General features: G+C 41.6%; 12 protein-coding genes. 5 read left to right on the plus strand and 7 right to left on the minus strand.

The genetic code is table 11. From position 1 onward, the window contains the following. The first annotated feature begins 236 nt into the window (after positions 1-236). Genes F946_RS06080 through F946_RS06090 form a run of 3 tightly spaced genes read left to right on the plus strand, consistent with a single transcriptional unit; the run spans position 237 to position 4,352 of the window. Positions 237-752, plus strand: coding sequence for a sigma-70 family RNA polymerase sigma factor (locus F946_RS06080; RefSeq protein ID WP_004980235.1), 516 nt, complete (start codon positions 237-239; stop codon positions 750-752). 20 nt (positions 753-772) lie between these two features. Beyond that, the gene (locus tag F946_RS06085; RefSeq protein WP_004980236.1) at positions 773-1,738 is read left to right on the plus strand and encodes a FecR family protein; all 966 of its coding nucleotides are present in this window, start codon (positions 773-775) and stop codon (positions 1,736-1,738) included. Between the two features lie 58 nt (positions 1,739-1,796). After that, entirely contained in the window at positions 1,797-4,352 is a 2,556-nt protein-coding gene (locus tag F946_RS06090) for a TonB-dependent siderophore receptor (protein WP_004980237.1), read from the plus strand. 120 nt (positions 4,353-4,472) lie between these two features. Here F946_RS06090 and F946_RS06095 read toward each other — a convergent pair whose 3' ends face one another. Continuing rightward, a complete protein-coding gene (locus tag F946_RS06095; RefSeq protein ID WP_004980238.1) occupies positions 4,473-5,063 on the minus strand; it encodes a GNAT family N-acetyltransferase in 591 nt (196 codons plus the stop codon). A 45-nt stretch (positions 5,064-5,108) separates the two neighbouring features. Then, on the minus strand, positions 5,109-5,753 hold the full coding sequence (locus F946_RS06100; protein ID WP_004980239.1) for an FMN-binding negative transcriptional regulator: 645 nt from the start codon (positions 5,751-5,753) through the stop codon (positions 5,109-5,111). 109 nt (positions 5,754-5,862) lie between these two features. On the opposite strand from F946_RS06100, the gene pdxR reads away from it, so the two are divergent. Together pdxR and yddG are read left to right on the plus strand one after the other, a co-directional pair. Further along, positions 5,863-7,365, plus strand: a complete 1,503-nt coding sequence (gene pdxR, locus F946_RS06105; protein ID WP_004980240.1) for a MocR-like pyridoxine biosynthesis transcription factor PdxR — start codon at positions 5,863-5,865, stop codon at positions 7,363-7,365. 175 nt (positions 7,366-7,540) lie between these two features. Then, the gene (yddG, locus tag F946_RS06110; protein WP_035326486.1) at positions 7,541-8,425 is read left to right on the plus strand and encodes an aromatic amino acid DMT transporter YddG; all 885 of its coding nucleotides are present in this window, start codon (positions 7,541-7,543) and stop codon (positions 8,423-8,425) included. A gap of 136 nt (positions 8,426-8,561) precedes the next feature. Here the strand turns inward: yddG and F946_RS06115 are convergent, their stop codons facing one another. The 5 genes from F946_RS06115 to F946_RS06135 form a co-directional block, all read right to left on the minus strand. Next, positions 8,562-9,749, minus strand: coding sequence for a beta-barrel domain-containing protein (locus tag F946_RS06115; protein ID WP_004980242.1), 1,188 nt, complete (start codon positions 9,747-9,749; stop codon positions 8,562-8,564). After that, the gene (locus F946_RS06120) at positions 9,746-11,881 is read right to left on the minus strand and encodes a type I secretion system permease/ATPase (protein WP_004980244.1); all 2,136 of its coding nucleotides are present in this window, start codon (positions 11,879-11,881) and stop codon (positions 9,746-9,748) included. Before F946_RS06120 ends, F946_RS06115 begins: the two co-directional genes overlap by 4 nt. Further along, entirely contained in the window at positions 11,878-13,494 is a 1,617-nt protein-coding gene (locus tag F946_RS06125; RefSeq protein ID WP_004980248.1) for a TolC family protein, read from the minus strand. The genes F946_RS06120 and F946_RS06125 overlap by 4 nt, the downstream gene beginning before the upstream one ends. Continuing rightward, positions 13,491-14,576, minus strand: coding sequence for a tetratricopeptide repeat-containing glycosyltransferase (locus F946_RS06130; protein ID WP_004980250.1), 1,086 nt, complete (start codon positions 14,574-14,576; stop codon positions 13,491-13,493). Before F946_RS06130 ends, F946_RS06125 begins: the two co-directional genes overlap by 4 nt. Positions 14,577-14,667: 91 nt before the next feature. Further along, positions 14,668-19,719 (minus strand): beta strand repeat-containing protein (locus F946_RS06135; protein WP_035326489.1); only part of this gene is annotated, 5,052 nt, incomplete at its 5' end.

Genomic DNA, 19,719 nt, shown 5'->3' on the forward strand with positions numbered 1-19,719 from the left:
TCCATACATTTTTTTAAAATTTGATCAAATTAAGTATTTAAAAAATTGAAACTTCCTATCACAAATCACGCATATCTATTAATAAGACGAATGAAAACAAAAAACAGCTCACGCTAAATGTTGCGATTTGTAATTGCATTTAATAATGATTATCATTAATATTCAACCTTTCATTTCTTTATCCCACTTTTACTGCTGAGATTCAGGATATTTTTCTAGGGTCATGAGTTAAAAATATGAACTTAAATGTCCAAAAAAAATTGTGGTTTAGTCATCTCTACAACACCCATCAAACAACCTTGTTGTCATGGTTCAAACACAAACTGCAACACCACCATCAGTCTGAAGACCTGAGTCAGGAAGTGTTTTATCGTGCTCTGAAAAGTGAATATTGTTTTGAAAAAATTAAAGAGCCTCAAGCATGGCTCATGGGTATTGCTAAACATGTGATCATTGATCACTGGCGGCATCAGCATGTTGAAAGGTTATATTTAGATGCGTTGGCACAGCTACCAGAAAACTACTACCCTTCGGCAGAACATGAGGTGTGCATTCGAGAAACCTTGTATCAGGTTCATCGTATGCTTGAGAAACTACCGACGCGTACATCTCAAGTCTTTTTATTGTCTCAGTTAGATGGTCTGACCTATCGGACGATTAGCGAGAAGCTGAATATTTCTGAAGCAACAGTAAAAAGAGATATGAAGCAGGCTTTTTTAGCCTGTATAAGTCTTTATAATCCAACCGACTAATCGATTTCCTTACAACTGCTATGTCACAGCCTTCCCCCCTTCCTGAAAGTATCTTAGATGCAGCCGCTGATTGGCTGGTGCTGATTCATTCTGGGGAAATCACCGAAATACAACTACAGCAATTTGAGCAATGGAAGTCTGAAAGTAAGGAACATGCTTTAGCCATTTTGCAGATCGAACGTTTTACTCAAGGTTTATCGGGTTTACCTTCCTCTTTCCAACCTGATGCATTAGTAGAGTCTAAGCAAAAATTTAATACTTCTTTAAAACACAATATGCTGTTTGGGCTGTCGGGCTTTTTAGTCCTTGGTTTAAGTGTATATAGTATGCCTTGGGCAAAGTGGCAAGCCAACTACCACACCCAAGTGGGTGAAATTAAAACAGTGCCTTTGACTGACGGCACGAAGCTGATTTTAGCCAGTAACAGTTATGTGAATGTCGACTTTTCAAAACAAACTCGACAAATTGAATTAGTAGAAGGCGAAATTTATATTCAGACGGCCAAAGATCCTCAGCATCGTCCATTTATGGTCACTACTCAAGATGGCAAAATTGAAGCACTGGGTACACAATTTACCGTTCGCCAAGAAGACCGACATCGCACCAAAGTCAAAGTTTATGAACACTCAGTAGCTTTATACCCTGCTGAAACAACGACACGAAAACTTTTACAGCAAGGTCAACGTACCAGTTTTGATGCCAGTTCAATTTCAGTCATCAACCCGCTTCAAAATGACCAACCCTATTGGACACAACATTTACTGGTTGTAGAACAATGGCCACTTAAAAAAGTATTGGATGAATTGTATCGTTATCAAAATGGAACTTATTTTATCGATCCTGAGTTAGAAAAAGTCCGTGTTTCGGGGGTATTTTCATTAAAAAACCCAAAGCAAAGTCTAGAGAACTTGGCCTATACCCATCAGCTTGAATTGGATTATTACAGTGCTTATTTATTAAAAATAAAAAAAAAGATAAAAATTTGACCCTTTTTTTGAGCTGACTCGACTTATACAGAAATACACTCCCAATCGAGAACACCGCATGAAGGATTATCAGGCAAAAAGTAGCTTAGCGATGGCTATTCGCGCAGTTTTATGGGGCATGCCACTGATGGCAGGAAGCTTCGCTACTACTGTTGTTTATGCTGCCACAACGTATCCTGTGAACATTACTCAACTCCCTTTAGATGAGGCGCTAAAACAACTCGCAATCCAAACAGGGACAACCATCAGCTATGACTCAAAGGCTCTTTCAAATTTGCAAGCGAAGGCGCTAAAAGGTAATTATGCAGTCGATCAAGCATTGGCTGCATTATTACAACCTCATGCTTTGCTTGCAGTAAAAGTCAATAATGGCGGCTATAGTATTCAAGCAAGACAACGAGCTCAAGTTCAAACAAGAGAAATTCAACTTGAAGCCATTCATAGTCAAGCCAATAACGCTTCAGGTGCAAACAGTAGTCAAATGACCAGTGCAGATGGAACTGCTCAGCTCGCAACTATTTCTTTAAAAGCAAACTCAGGCAATAACTTAACGACTGAAGGCTCGGGTTCTTATACAGCCAAAGCCACCACAGCCTCGACGGGTTTGGCACTTTCACTCAAAGAGACGCCACAATTGGTGAGTGTTATTACCCGCCAACAAATGGAAGATCAAAACCTGACGCAACTGACTGATGTTGTTTCACAGGCCGCAGGATTAACCATTAACCAAAGCGGTAACATCGGCAGTGATAATTCGCCTATTTATGCACGTGGTCAAACGGTTGATAACTATTTGCTCGATGGCGTAAAGCTGATGAGTTCATATAGCAGTATTTTCCAAAGTCAGGACACTGCTTTATTTGACCGTGTTGAAGTGGTACGTGGTGCTAATGGTTTAATGACGGGTGCAGGCTCTGCCAGTGCAAGTATTAACATGGTACGAAAGAAACCCTTACAAGACTTTAAAGCTTCTGTCAGCGCTAGCGCAGGTTCATGGGACACCTATCGTACCGATGTCGATGTCTCGGCTCCATTAAACCAAGCAGGAACGATTCGCGGACGTACCGTTTTAGCCTATCAAACGGGCGACTCTTATATCGACCGCTATAGTGAAGAACGTAAAATTGCCTATGGTGTTGTTGAAGCAGACCTCACAGAAAAAACCAAAGCCAGTTTAGGTGTTAGCTACCAACAAATGGATATTTCAGGTATTGCCCGTGGCGGTTTACCTTCATTTTATACCGATGGTAGTCTCATCGATTGGTCACGTTCGGACTCAAATGCTGCTGATTGGACCTATTCAAATCGAACAACAACTGCATATTTTGCAGATGTTGAACACCAGTTTAACGAACGTTGGAAGCTCAAAGGTACAGCCTCCAGAACCATTACTGCCTCTGACGAAGTGGTCGGTTATATCTATTCGGGCGGTATTGATAAACAAACAGGCGCAGGAGCTATGATTTATGCGACTCGCTGGGATTATGAACCAACTCAAGACCTCTTTAACTTAACCTTAAATGGCTCGTTTGACCTATTTAATCAAAGCCATGAAGTAGTTTTAGGCACCACCTACACTACAAGTGAAAATAAACGTCCCACCTATTCAAGCTGGAATAACAACTACGCATGGAATGGGGAACTAAATAATATTTTTGCATGGGATGGACATAACCCAACCCGCCCTGCAACCATGATTGATGGCTCTTACAGTGGCGATGACCAAAGCCAATCGGTGTTTGGTGCAATCCGTCTAAAACTGGCAGATCCTCTGGCAGTAATTCTAGGAACGCGTGTAGAAAACTGGCAACGTGTTACTCGTAATTATAATACTGCAGATGTTGTTACCTCATATAAAAAACAACAAGAAAATGGTGAAGTCATCCCATACTTCGGTATTACTTATGATTTAACAGACCAATGGACAGGCTATGCTAGCTATACCACTATTTTCTCCCCACAAGACAAAGTAGATATCAACGCTAGCTATTTAGCCCCCCTAATTGGAAATAGTACAGAACTCGGAATTAAAGGTGAGTTCTTTGATAATCAGTTAAACGTTGGAGCTGCCATTTACCAAACCCAAGAAGATAACAAAGCTGTAGAGGTTATTGATGCAAATGGTAATAAAGTAAAAATCATCGGCCCAAGTGGCAGTGAGGTTCAAGCTTATCGCACAGAATCAGGGACAAAAAGCCGTGGCTTTGAGTTAGAAACCACAGGTAAACTGACGGATACTTGGCAACTTTCTGCAAGTTTTTCACGCAATCTCTCTCAGGACAAAAATGGCAAGAACTTAAATACCAATATCCCGAATAATACAGCCAAATTATTTACCACTTATACCCTGCCTTATCTTGATGAAGCTTTAACAGTAGGCGGTGGACTACGCTGGCAAAGTGAGATTTATCAAGATAATGAGTCAAATAAGACTCGATTCACACAAGGCAGCTACACATTGGTTGACTTGATGGCACGTTATAAGATCAATGAAAATCTATTAGTGAATTTCAATTTAAATAACCTATTTAATGAGAAATATCATCTATCGACCACCAACAGTTATTATGGAGCACCGACCAACTTTAGAGTGGGTCTGAAATACGACTGGTAATTTTAGGTCAAATATCACTGATCATTTACTTGTACATCTAGGGCATTATTTTCATATGAAAATAATGCCGCTTTTTATGTATTATTTTTCTCTAATAAAACGAGTCGGCTAGACAAAACTTTATGACTTGTTCAAGAGCGCCCTCAAATGCTGCTGCACCGCAGGCCATTCACTTTTTAAAATACTGTACACATACGTATCTCTTAAAATATCGTTTTGTACAATTTGATGGCTTCTAAGCACCCCGTCTAATTTTGCCCCCAGACGTTCAATCGCAGCCCGACTTTTAAAATTAAAAGAAGACGTACGGAACTCAACCGCAATACAATTCAAAGTATCAAATGCATGCGAAAGCAGAAGATTTTTACACTCCGTATTGACATAACTACGCTGCGCGGACTGGCTATACCATGTTGAGCCAATTTCAACACGGCGGTGCCCGACTTCGATATTCATAAAAGTGGTCATCCCTAACAGCCTACCACTGTCTCGTTCTTCAACCGTAAACGGCAACATACTCCCCATCTGCTGTAAATCTAGGCGGCGTTGGATTTCAGCCGCCATCTGCTCAGGTGAAGGAATGCGGGTATACCACAACTTCCATAACTCGCCATCACACACTGCATCACACAGTGCTGATGCATGTTCAAACTCAAGCGGTTTTAATATAATTCTCTCACCCTGTAAAATCACAGGTTTTAAGCACTGCATGGCTCACTCCTTATATTTCAATTCGTTAAATTGGATCATCTGTGGCTAGATCGAGTTGATTTTTGATGCAGCAATCAAATGCATTGCATCGGCTATCTCAAGCTGTCCCATTTTTGTCAGTGCATTCGCTACACCCAGAACATCTCGATGCTCTTTGTTTTGGCCAAGTTTCGATTTGCCTTGCAACTGAGTAATTTCGATTTCGATCCCCACAATTGCTTTTAGCATAGGTTCAAGATAGTCCTTCGGAGCATCCGACATTTTCCACGGCTCGGGTTGTGTTGCTTCATGAGTTCGTGTCAAACGTGCCACCACACCGCGTACATAGCGCTCATCATCCCGAATAGTCACACGACCATAAGCATGTACCACTCGATAGTTCCATGTCGGTACTTGCTGATGATGCTCTTGTTTGCTGGGATACCACTGCGGTGATATATACGCATCTCCAGCTCGAAAGACCACCAACACTTCATCGCCATTCTTCAGGTCTTGCCAAACAGGATTATTTCGAGAGACATGGGCATGCAATATGCCAAATTCAGTATTATCAGCTTGTAATTCAAAGGGTAAGTGATTCGCGTCTAAACCACTGATCCCATGTGTAAATAAAATACCCAATGGATAATTCTGTATGAGCTGATGTAGCTCATCTATTTGAGTCACTTCAAAATCTGCTGGAATATACACGGCACAGCCTCCTTGAGCTCATTGTTGCTATATTTGTTGTTGTAAATTCTCAGGTTTAATTGGATTATTCAAAAGTACCAGTTTGTATTACTTTGAGTAGACCAGAATTATGGCAAGAATGGCAAAAGTCGTAGAACTTCCCTCTATCGCAAAACTCAATAAAGTGCAGGGACAAATAGCCGCCCAACTGATTCAAGCCTTGCGACAAGCGGTACAAAATGGTGATTTACAAGCAGGCGATCCCTTACCTTCATCGCGAGAATTGGCGATGACATTAAGTGTTTCGCGTGGCACCATTATTGAAGCGTATGATCAACTCTTAGCTGAAGGGGTTTTAGAGGCACGTGCGCGCCAAGGCACTTTCGTTTCAGATGCCTTATCGCATTCAAAGTCTCAGCAAACTCAGGAGCGGAGAAATACTCAGCCTACTCACGTTCAGCTAACACCTGCAGCTCAAGCCTATGCTGAAGTATTGAAAGAATTTAAACCGCTTCCCCATCTTCCTTTTGCAGTCTCTGTACCTGTTGGGCGCACCCAACCAAATGATATTTGGAGAAAATTTGGCAACCGCTATCGTGCTCGAGGAGTAGGTGCACCCTCAGGTTATGATGACCCACAAGGTGTATTTTCCTTACGAGTTGCGATTGCTGACTATGTACGACGCTCTCGTTCTGTACACTGTGAACCTGAGCAAATAGTGATTATCAGTGGCATCCAACAGGCACTCTATATCTGTAGTCAGATTCTATTTAAAGCACAAGACCAAGTTTGGGTCGAGGACCCTGCCTACCGCGGTACAACGGCGCTACTAGAAAACTCAATACAACCCTTACACATTGTTCGTGTTCCCGTGGATGAAGAAGGAATTCAAGTCGATACAGGTATAAACCTCGCGCCCAATGCCCGAGCTGCTTTTGTCACCCCATCTCATCAATACCCAATTGGCATGCCGATGAGTTTAGCTAGACGCACAGCATTGCTCACGTGGGCCAAACAGCAAAGCGCTTGGATTATTGAAGACGATTATGACAGTGAACTGCGCTACAGTGGCCAGCCTTTTCCAGCCTTGCAAGGGTTAGCACCTGAACAAGTCATCTATTTGGGGACATTTAGCAAAGTGCTGTTCCCATCACTGCGCCTCGGCTATGCTGTACTGCCCGAAGCGTTGGTCGCCCCTTTTTGTGGATTGCGTGTTTTGATCGATCGTCATCCTCCCTCTGCTGATCAGCATGTTTTGGCTGCTTTTATTCAAGAAGGTTATTTAGAACGTCATATTCGACGTATTCGTAATGTCTATGCAGAGAACCGTCGATATTTGATTGACATGATTGAGCATTATATTCCAAAACACTTAGGCTATTTACAAGCTGGAGATCAAGGCATGCATATGGTGCTCTGGCTTGCAGATTACATGGATGATCGGAAAATCGCTCAAGCTGTACTCGATGCGGGTATCGCGATTAAAGCGGTTTCGCCAACCTTTTCCTTAGAACGTAAACGCTCTGGTTTAGTACTTGGTTTAGGAGATTTTGAGTTGATACAAATACAACGTGCTATACAAAGCTTGGCAAAAATTCTCAAGCAGCATGAGCAGCCCCTTGAGGTGAAGTAAATTCACGTGATTCATCATCAGGTTTATAAGCGACTGCCCCCCATTTTTCCGTATAATGTCGGCGGCGCCCTCAGTAGCCTTAAAAACTACACTGTAAATCTGTTTTTAAACCAAACTATGAAAATGCTAAACAGAATTTACAAATTAAATGAATATGTTAAAGACTACAAACAAAATGAACTCAACGAAAGCAACATGGATTGGTCTGGCTGCCATTGTATTATGGAGTTTAATTATTGCTCTGATTAAAGAGGTGAGCAACAGCTTTGGAGCGATTGGTGGAGCCGCACTCATTTACTCATTGGCCTCTGTTTTTTTGTTGCTCTTATTTGGTTGGCCTCGGTTAAAAGAATTTCCTCTTCGCTATCTGATTTGGGGGAGCTTGTTGTTTGTCTCTTATGAAATTTGCCTTGCTCTGTCCATTGGTTACTCAACCAGCAGTCGACAAGCCATCGAGGTTGGTATGGTGAACTACCTATGGCCGACCTTTACCATCATTTTTGCGATTGTATTTAATAAACAAAAAGCCAATTTTCTCATCGTACCCGGCTTTTTAATCTCTTTGATCGGTATTTGTTGGGTGCTGGGCGGTGATCAAGGATTAAGCTTTAAAAGCATGCTCAGCAATGTGCAAAATAACCCTTTAAGCTACGGCTTAGCATTACTCGGAACTGTACTTTGGGCGTCTTATTGCACCCTCACCGCAAAAATGGCGAATGGTAAAAATGGAGTAACGCTATTTTTCATTTTAGTTTCAATTGTGCTGTGGGTTAAATGGTTGCTATTAGGTGAAAGCACTTTTAGTTTTGAACTGCAACCCACCATTTATTTAGTCCTCGCAGCCTTTGCAATGGGTATGGGCTATGGTGCATGGAATATTGGTATATTGCATGGCAATGTCACACTATTGGCTGCAGCATCGTATTTTATTCCTGTGTTTTCTGCTGTGGTTTCCGCTGTCATTTTAAGTACGCATTTAACTTTCAGTTTTTGGCAAGGCGCGTTGATGGTCTGTCTCGGCGCTTTATTGTGTTGGGTTTCGACCAAAACCATAGCATAAATGATTTAAAACAGCGTCTATCTCAGGCAAATTTTCAGCTCTAACGCTTATCCTTAAAACCCGTAACTTAATAAAAAAGCCAACGATGACATTACATGCGTTGGCTTTTTTATTGTTTCAAAACAGTGGATGGATATTAGCGTTCACGCAGTGCCTCTTTGGCTTTGTTAAACGGTTTTATTAAATAGTCCAACACTGTCTTATGTCCTGTTTTAATATCCACGACTGCCACCATACCCGGTGTAATATTAAATTGTTTACCCTGCTTATTGATGAGTTTATCTGAATCTGTACGGATATAAGCACGATAATAGAACTGATCTTGTTTGACTTCGTCTCGTAATGTATCTGGTGAAATGATCGTCACTTTTCCATGCAAACCGCCATAAATTGAATAATCATAGGCCGTCACTTTCACCAAAGCATCTTGATCTGGTCGAATAAAAGCAATATCGCGTGGCGATATGCGGGCCTCAATTAAAAGCTGTTCATCTAAAGGAACGATTGTCATCAACTTTCCATTTTGTGGAATGACACCACCAATGGTCATGACATCAATTTCTTTGACAATGCCCCGTACAGGTGACTTAAAAACAGTGCGCTGTAAGGTATCCGTTTTGCCTTTGATCACCTGTGCTTGAGTTTCAATATCAATATTGGCTTTGGCCAATTCTTCCCGTGCTTTAACATAATATTGATTGCGGATATCATTCATCTGATTTCGAAGGTCATTGGCCTCTCGTTTCAAACGAAGTACCTCTACTTCACTGGCTGCCCCTTTTGCGACAAGAGGTTCTGTCATCGCAAGCTCCTGTTCCACCAAAACCAAAGCCTGACTTAAGCCAGATACCGAATCATTTAAATTTGAACGACGAGATTGATATAAGGCAGTTTCTTCACTAACTAACTTTGGTATTTTTAGCACATCTTCTGGAAACACCAAGGGAGTAGCGTTGACCTCCGAACGAAGTCGTGCAGCAGTCGCTTTTGACGCAATTAAGAGTGATTCTGACTCACCTACATTTGAAGCAAAACGCGTTGGATCTAGCTGTGCTAGAACTTGCCCTTGCTTTACAATTTCCCCTTCACTGACATACAGTTTAGTTAAAATCCCGCCTTCTAAGGATTGAATCGATTGTTCTTTAGATGATGGAATGACTTTACCTGAGCTTGTAGAGACTTCTTCTAATTCAAAAAACCATGCCCAAGCCAACAGCACAAGTAATCCAATACAAATCACCCAAATGAACTTGCTAACACTGGGTAAAGGCGGTTGAAAGTTGAGAGCAGAAACGCTTTTTTTACTAGACTCCGTTTGACTCATGACTTCAACACCTCAGCAGTTTTTTGTTGTTTTGATTGATTTAGAATCTGATCTCGTGGTCCATCCATGACGATCTTTCCATCATTCACCACAATAATCCGATCGACAAGCTCTAAGACCGCACGACGATGCGTCGCAATAATCATAGTTTTTGGTCTTAACCAGTGCTTTAAATGATCAATTAATTGTTTTTCTGTGACTTCATCTAAAAATGACGTTGGTTCATCGAGCAGTAAAATATTCGGCTGACAAATCAATAAGCGCGCCATTAACAAAGCCTGACGTTGTCCACCTGAAAACCCAGTACCGCCTTCTAAAATTTGAAAATCGAGCCCTTCCTTTTTAGCTTGAATAAAATCGAGTGCACCTGTAATTTTTAAGACATTTAAAATTTCTTGATCACTGGCCAGAGGTGCTCCAAGCGTCAAATTCTCTCGAACTGTGCCAAAAAAGAGATGTGCATTTTGATTGAGTAAACCCATATCTCGCCTTACATCTGCAGGATCAATCAGTCTTAATTCAAGCCCATCAAGTTTAATTTTGCCTTGTGTGGGTTCTTGCATCCCCGATAACAACTGTAATAGGGTCGATTTACCTGCACCATTTCGTCCAAGAATTGCTATCTTCTCACCAGGTCTTATGACTAATTTAGCAATGTGTAAATTGGGTTTTTCATCTCCATCGCTGTATTTAAAGCTAACATCTGTTAAATCATAATCACCATTGATCACAGGACGATGAATTAAATGCGCCCGATCGGGTTGATCAACCGTTCGTTTCATCAATTCATCTAGACCCGTTTTTGCAACTTTTGCCTGTTGGAAACGGCCAAGTACACCTGTGATTTGAGCTATAGGTCCAAGCATGCGAGAAGACAGCATTGAACAGGCCACCAATGCCCCCGTTGTCATTTCACCTTTCATGACCGCAAAACAACCCACTAACACGACAACAGCAAAGGTTAACCCTTGAATCTTCTGTGTCCATGCATTCAAAACACCTACCAACTTTCTCTGACGCATAGAAATATCCGCAGAAATTTCATTCATTCGGTTCCATTGATTTTGAAACCGAGACTCAGCTCTAAGCAGTTTAATATCTTCAATACCCTGTACCACTTCAACGAGCATGGCATTACGAATCGCACTCTCACGCATACCCTCTTTAGCCAGTTTTGCTAAAGGCTTTTGAATCAGCAGACCCGGCAAAATCATCAGGGGGACAACCACGAGCATGACCCAAAACAGATTGCCGCCAATGAGCCAAAAAATAACTAAGAACATTAAGAAAAAAGGTAAGTCGGCAATTGCTGAAATGGTGGTTGAAGTGACCAGTTCACGAACCCCGTCTAATTCTCTAATTTGAGAAATAAATGTACCTGTTGATTTTGAACGCTCTTTATTTTTAATACGTAAAGCATGACCAAATACCCGATCCGATATTTTTAAATCTGCTCTTTTACCAATAATGTCCGATAAAAAAACCCGTGCAACGCGTATCGAAAACTCAAAAATTGCAGCAATTAATACTCCACCTGCCAGCACCCACAACGTTGGGATTGACTGTGCTGGAATGACACGGTCATAGACATTCATAGAAAATACGACGGTTGCTAATGCAAGAATATTCGCCATTAAAGAGGCAAACATAATGTCGATATAACGTTTCCAGTCTTGTAATACGATGCCCCAAAACCAACTGGCTTCATAAGGCTTGATGTATTCATCAACCCGGACATCACTCACCGATTTTTCAGGTCGAATGATATAAACAAAGCGAATATGTTCTTGTAGTTTCGTAATGGTATAGGTTTGTGTAAGCCCTTCGTCAGCACTGAACTGGATGCTGATATTGCCATCTGAATCTGCTTTTTCAATTACAGCGACTTGTCCATCTGATAACTCGACAACGACAGGTAACAACCATGGGTTGAGTAAATCTTGACTGAATGGCACTTGACGCAGACTCATTCCTAGTTGGCGGGTTATGAGTGTCAAAGTCTCCGCGATAGAATCACTTTGATTCCAGTTGAGTTGCAAACGAAGTTGTTCTTCTGATGTTTCGATACGATAATGCTTTGCAATACGAAGCACTGCTTTTAGCCATGGTTGGTAATTCAATGAACTGCTCATGACACCACCTCAAACCCCTGAATAGGCGTATTATTTAACTGATAAACCGCTCTACTACGTCCAGTAATTTCAATGTATCGAATCAGTGCCGCATAAATATCATAGCGCGCAGCCTCAATTTCCTGAGCTGCACCATGTATTGCTTGTTCTGCATTGAGCAAGTCAACAACAGTTCGTGTTCCTAATTTATATTGTTCTTGATAGAGCTCTTTGGTTCGTTTTGTGGTTTCACGTCGTTGAGCAAGCACCACCATTTGCTTTTGCTTACTTTCCACTTCTGTCTGAATCAAACGAGTTTGATCCAATACATCTAAATAAACGGTACTCACTTGTGCTTTAGCCGCTTCTTCTGCATAGCTAGCAGCACGGTTTCTCGCACTAACTGCGCCACCTTGAAAAAAGGTGCTTGAAGCTTCAAGCATGATTGAATTATAAAAACCATCATCTTCGTTATTATTTGGATTGCGCCCATTTACCGCCTGACTCAGGCTGCCTTTAATATTTAACGTTGGATAGACATTTAATTTAGTTTGTTGCTTCTGAAATTTCGCAATCTGAACTGCCGTTTGTGCGGCCATCATTTTTGAAACGTTATTAAAATCAATTTCATCGTATAACCCTGCTTTTTCAACTAAAAAGCTTGGCATATTTACATTGGTACTTGAAACGTCGTAACCCAATAAAGTTCTTAGTTTTTGTTGGTATTGATGTAATTGCGCCTCCTGAACCACTTTAGTCGATTGTGCCGCTTCTAAATTTGATTGCGCTTGAATTGGGTCTGCTTGGCTACTAATACCTGCTTGTGCGCGTAACCTCGCAATTTCGGCGATACGACCAATACCACTGATTTGTTGATCGGCAATTTTTACAAGCTCTTCATAGCGTTTGATGTTCACAATCGCATTCGCCACTTGGTATGAAATATCATCTATTTCAAGCAATAACTGCGCCTGATCTTGCATCAGTTTCGCTTGCTCTACCGTCACGGCACTTTTAATTTTGCCGAAGTCATACAGCATTTGTGTCGCTGAAATGCTAAAAACTTGTCGGCCACGCTCTCCTGTCGTAAAGTCGCCAGTATTGAATCCTCCGGAAATTTGAGGAAAATATTGTGATTTGACGGTATCAATATTTGCTTGCTGCTGAGCAACTTCCGCAATGCTTTGAGTAATTTCAGGGCGACGTTGCAGTGCCTGCCGAATTGCATCTAGAAAATCCAGTTGGCTTCTTTTTGCTACAGCGTCAGATCTTACACTACGACTTGGCATGTCAGTCGTCACTGCGGCTCTTATTTTGGGTAACTCTTGGACTGACGATGTATTGATGAATAAACGATTAAAATCATCAATCTTAATCGTATTGGCTTGATCATCAGGTTTAGGCTGCCATATTTGGCTGATTTTACTTTTAACTGAAGATGGTTGCTCTGTATTGGCACTTGCGAATGTTGCAGGAAGCAATAAAGCTAGACTTAAATATAAGGATGAGTGCCAAATACCAGAACTCTTAAGTATACAAACATGATGCGTTTTTTTTCCAGTAATAGACCATTTGTGCTTTAAAAAAATTGATCCAGAGTTTGATTCAGAGCGAATCATTTCCTTTTTTTTCATTTATAAAATTTCTCATTTGCCAACATGCGCACTTGCTGTGTCTTTGGGTACTTTTTTTCTGTTAGCAATTTTTGCATGGCTTCTCCGCCTTGCTTTTTATATGTTTTACAGTAGGTTGCTGAAACAGCCAACTCATCTAATGCCCGCCATTCATAGACACTAGCATCAACAAATAAACCATCTGTTGGTACAGGAATATCAATTGCCTGAACTGCAAAATAACAAGCTAGATCAAAATCTTTTTTCAATCGGTAGTAACGAGCTAACTCGTAAAGTGGTTCTGCACGATGTTGCTTAGCTATCCAACTCTTTAAATATTCATGATGTACAACTCCTTCATCCAACCCCAAACGATCAGCCATTTGAGCTGCACGTAGCTGTGCCATCCAACGTTCTTCTTCCCAACCCTCTGCAGCTGCCCGCTTTAAATAGAACTCTCGACTCTTTTCAAACATCCCAGCATCACGGTAACTTTGTGCCAAATAAAAAACATAGCGTAAATTATCTGGCTCATCTATGAGTCCTTGTTCTAGCAAAGCAATATCATTGAGATATGTATTTTTATTTTTTGCTCGAGCACCATCATGCTGAACAAATATGTTCAAGCCTTCAAGTGTTTGCCAACGGTGTAATTGCTGTGAGTGAAGGTATTCATGTATGACCCCTTTCCAAGTCCATTCTAGAGCTGTAGAAATCATGGCATTGCGTCGATAACGCAAAGCGCCATAAATCACTGGAAAATAATAGGCTTTCGCCGTAAGTGCTGGTAAAACAAAATCTTCAGCGGCTTGTAACTGTTCATCCGCATCAATGAATAAGAGATAATCCGCAGCAGGCAGATCTTCTGAGACTGCAAGCTGTAGTGCCTCTGTACGGTTGTACCCAAAATTTTTCCAAGGCCGTTCATATAACTGCCCAGGAATGTCTTTTAAATAGTCTTGAATAATGTCCTGTGTTCCGTCACTAGAACCGGTATCTACAATGCACCATGAATCTATCCAAGGTTTAACTGACGCCAAACATCTTAAGATGACATGCGCCTCATTTTTAACAATCATATTTAGGCGAATATGCTTTTTCATTTATTACTTATATCCAATTCATCAAATACATAGAGAAGAGATGCTTTGTGTTTAAACCCACAAAGCATCCTTTTTATTCATTTCCTTCTGTTTAGAAAATGATTTGATTATTGTCTAACAGTGTTTTGAGTTGATCCTCAGCAGTAGCACCCAAATCAATAGCATTGATATTATTGAGAACCAAGAGATCTGCTTTACCAAAACCTCCTGCACTGCCATCACGGTCAATTGCAATCACTGCATGTCCATTCACATCAGTTGTCACAGAGATATAGTTACCTATATTAGTCGCAGTCTGTTGCCCATCAAGCAATGCAGAAACATCAATTTTGTCCGCCCCTGCACCGACAGTAAAGTCAGTCCAAGTATCGACTCCATTGCCACCTGTTGGCGCGTTACCTAGATTATCGAGTAGTTCATACAACACGGTGTCGCTACCTAAACCACCTATGAAGGTGTCATTTCCTGACCCTCCAATCAGTAAGTCATTCCCTGCACCACCAATCAGTGTGTCATCGCCATCGCCACCACGTAACAAGTCATTGCCTGAACCACCTGTTAATGTGTCATTACCAGCATAACCATATAAACGCACCCCATCGGTTGCGGTAGATTGGTCTAAAGCATCTACACCTGTCGTACCCTCAAAAATAAACTCACTACCATTACTGAAGTTATCCAGTAGGTTGATATTAATTAGACTACCGCCACTCTCCGTTGAGGATGCACCTTGACTATCAATGGCTGTCATTGAAACTGAGTTCAGTACATTTGTAGTTAACAAAGTACCTGTAAGTAATGTGCCATCTTCCGCATGCATTTCAACGGCAGCCAATAACTCATTAATAGCCAAGTTACTAATGGTTCCACCATCTAGTGCCGTAATGATGAGTGTATTGCTATAGCCGAGTAGATTGAGTAAACCACCATCTGTCACTGAGGTCACTTTCAAACCCAGCTCAGTAGCCAACTCTGTACTTACGGTAAAGTAAGCACGTGTTAAGCCAACATTAACTACAGGTTGATAAACCAATTCAACACGTTGCAGGTTGTTGTTTACATCGACAACTGAATAAGCTTGGCGACTTAGATCAAGTAGACCTAGTGCATCTACACCGATTAAACCTAAGAGCGTAGATACTTCTAGGCTAATCTCCGGAGCCACATTATTTGGATCAAAGTTAGGTTGATATTGATTGGCATCCTCTAGACTACCCACGCCTAAATCCACAGTATGGGTATCGGTATCTCCATCGCCATCTTTAACTTCAATACCAATATTTAGCTCATTATCCGTTTTAATGGCATCATAAGTAGCTTGGTCAACCGTTTGCTCCCCAATCACCAATTTTCCAGATTTAAGCAAGTAAGAAATTAGTTCATCTTGAGACGCAAATTGCCCTACAAAGCCAGTTACACCTTCCAGAACAATAACTTGATCTACTCCACCATTCCCTGCAGTGCTGATGTGAATTTCTGTATTGCCTGCTGCTTCAACAAACGATACATAGTCCCCAATGTTGACTGAACTTGTCCCTACTCGGTCTGCATTTGGCAACAACCCAGATAAATCAATAATGTCTCCACCTTGGGCAACTGAACGAATATCAAAATCGATGACTGTATCTCGTGCAGGAGTAACAGTCGTGCCTTGGTCGCCAGACTCCCACTTAAAGACATCACGACCTAGGCCGCCTGTAAGCGTGTCATCACCTTTGCCACCAATAATAATGTCATTACCTGCACCAGCATTAATTGTGTCATTTCCAGTACCACCGCGGATAATGTCAGCAAAGTTACTGCCAGTGATAGTGTCATCGCCATCTAAACCAAAGATTTGAACAGACGATGTCGCACCACTTTGGTTAAGATTGGAACCGTTATCTTTAATCACAGTAGTATTCGACTGGATTCCATCACTAAGTAGCCCTAACTGAATCGTTAAATCTTGAGATTCTGGAGCGCTTAGTGCCCCAGCCTGATCTGTTGCTTGTAGATTTAAAGTAGTGAGTAGATTCAAATTTGAACCAAGTAGATCTAACAAACCACCGCCACTATCTGTTGCTTCAACTGTCCCTAATAACTGATTGACAGCTAATGAGTCAATGACACCATTAGCAGTTAGCGACTCAATGACTAAGCTCGCTTTGAAGTTATTATTATAATCACCCGCAACAGCTGTAACTTTTAAACCTAACTCAGTTGCCATCTGAACATCATAATCAAGAACGAGTTTGCCATTTAATACCTCATTCAACAAGTCAGTTAATGGCTTAACAACTGGTGCTACTATCCCTGCAATTAAACCATTTGGATTTGTAATTAACTGATCTATAAGATCTGTAACACCCAAACCCTCCAAGAGATTAGCAACTACATCTCCTAACCCTAAAATATCTCCTGGAATATTTCTTAATCCATCAACAACGCTATTCAACTGCTGTGTAACCAATACATCTAATGCTGAGCTCAAATTAGAGGTTTCATATCCAACATTCACCTTGGTCAAGTTCTCATTGGTATCCGAAACGGAGAACGTCTGTGTTTGTGAAAGATCAATTACGCCCAGTGCATCCGCATTGATAATACCGCCACCAAGTAAGCCACCAGCGCCAGCAATGTTCGCCTCAGGCGCTTCATTGATTGCAAGACCTTGACCTGTAACTTCAACAGTATAATTTCCGGTGTCTAAATTCACCGTAATGGTTTCACCACGAGCAGTGGTAACCACTAAAGACGTATCTGAACCATCCACTACAGTATGTGAGGCAACAACACCTGAGTTACCAAAGTCATTAGGTGTTGTCACTGTCGTACCATCATAAGTAAACTCGATACCTTCAATAGTTACTTTACTGACATGTGCGCCTTCTGAATCGCCACCAAAAGTTTCAACAGCAGAGCCACGGTAAGTTTGCGGTACGCTGATATCGAGCGTATCTGCGCCTTGTATGATTTGCTGTGTTAAGTTAGCAGTGCTATCTGTCGCTGCAGTAGGCACACCATCTACAACGTCTAGTATCAATACATCATGCGCAACACCACCATCGAGAACAGGTACAGTAATTGTGATTTTGTCTGCACCAGCCAATGCATGATCCAAACTATGGTTTTGAACAATCGTATAGTCGCCATTGTTATTGATCGTGATACTCAACACTGGCTCAGCAAGACCTGCTACCGTTGCAACAAAAGGACTTGCTGCTGTTCCTGCCCCACTCCAAACCACAGCAACGCCACCCACAGTGAGTACAACTGGGTTACCGACTCCATCAACTGCCGTTACTTGCGCTGAGGTACTGTCCATAGCTAGGCTTATACCTGTTTTAACAGTGCTGCCTGTAACAGGTGGATTTACACCAACTCCTGCAAGTACAGAATCATTCAGTACTGCTGGAATATCTAGGGTATAAGCCGCATCAGCCGTTGCAGGTGAAGCATTTCCTGCAGCATCTGTAAATACAGCCTCTACAGATACATTTCCTGCACCATCTGCAAACTGACTACCCGGAATACTGGCTGTCCACGTATTGCCCGTTACTATTGCTGGATACTCCGCTCCATTCACAGTAACTATGACTGTTGTAGTGGCTGCATCAGTTGAAATCGTAAGCGTTCCTGTGACCGTGATATTGCCACTCGCCTCGGTTGTGTCAACTACACCATCCACAGCAATAGGTGTATCAATTGAAACAGCACCGCCTGTTGGCGCAGCAGTATCTATTTCGAAACTTAATGATGGTGACGAAGTCGAAGTATTTCCGTTGGTGTCAGATACCGTATATGTAATAACATAATCATTATCAATCCAATCCGCAGCTGGGGTATAACTCCACTCACCATTAGGCTGAACGATAATTGGTGTTCCTGATCCAGTGACTGGCGCCCCATTGACATAAAGATTAATGGTTTCACCTGGAACTCGACCAGTCCCTGTAATTTCAGGGCGGCTATCATTGGTCACAGAATTATTGGCAATATTTCCAGTTTGAAGCTCAACATCATCTACTGCTGTTGGTGCAAGTATTGGTGTAGCAGGTGGTAAAACATCGACAACAATGGCATCAGAAATTCGATCTACATTACCCCACTCATCTGTTGCACTAATTTCGATTGGGTTCTGACCTTCACGTACCGAAACATTGACATTTAAAGTTCCATTCGTAACTTCCGTCGGACTCAGAACATATTTGTCACCATTAACGACAACAATATCTCCAACTTGAGCATCGGCTCCTAAAGTAATTTGAATTTGTGTATTGTTTTTACCATTGAGTTCTTGTCCACTCAGCGTGCTGTTGTTATCTAAATCATCAGGGAAATCAATAGACTCCACAATATTAGGAGCCGCTCCATCAATCTGTATATCTTTAGATGCATCATCCAACTCGGTCCCTGTATTAGATTTAATATCAACATCTAGCGTCTCAGTTTGACCTTGCGTTACAGGTACATCTAGAAATTCTACGTATTTTTGATCTATGTCTGCTTGCGTTACTGTATGTTCTACGCCGCCCAAAGAAACAACATCTCCTACGCGGACATCGTCACCAATCTGCACACGAACATCGATTGTACTGCCCAAACCTAGCTCAGTATTATCAATAATGTTATTTCCATTCGTATCACTTATGACATTCACATCACCAATATAGTTCCCATCAGTGACTTCAAAGAATTTAAAGTCTACATCTGTCTGACCATCGCTATTTGAGGCATCAACACGTATAAAATTTAACCCTTCCAATACAGATACAGAAACTTCTATTTCTCCTGCATCAATATTTTGTTGAGTAAGCACATACGGAGCCCCATTTACTACAATGACATCATTTGCCTTGGCATCTGTACCCAATGCAATCGTTATTGTATTTGGCCCATCTAAAAGCTCGCGTTGACTGAGTTTTCCATTTGCATTTGCATCGGCATTTAAAGTAATGCCTGTAATCAAATCAGCAGATCCACTTACACCTGTAGCACCAGTTTCACCTGTGGCACCCGTAGATCCTGTAGCACCAGTTTCGCCCGTGGCACCCGTAGATCCAGTTGCACCTGTGGCACCCGTTGCACCATCTGCACCTTTAAGGTAATCAATCAGATCGTTTGTATCAGAACCCGGTGGTAACTCACCCGCATCAATCAA

The organism is Acinetobacter johnsonii ANC 3681 (assembly GCF_000368805.1).
Classification (GTDB): Bacteria; Pseudomonadota; Gammaproteobacteria; order Pseudomonadales; family Moraxellaceae; genus Acinetobacter; species Acinetobacter johnsonii.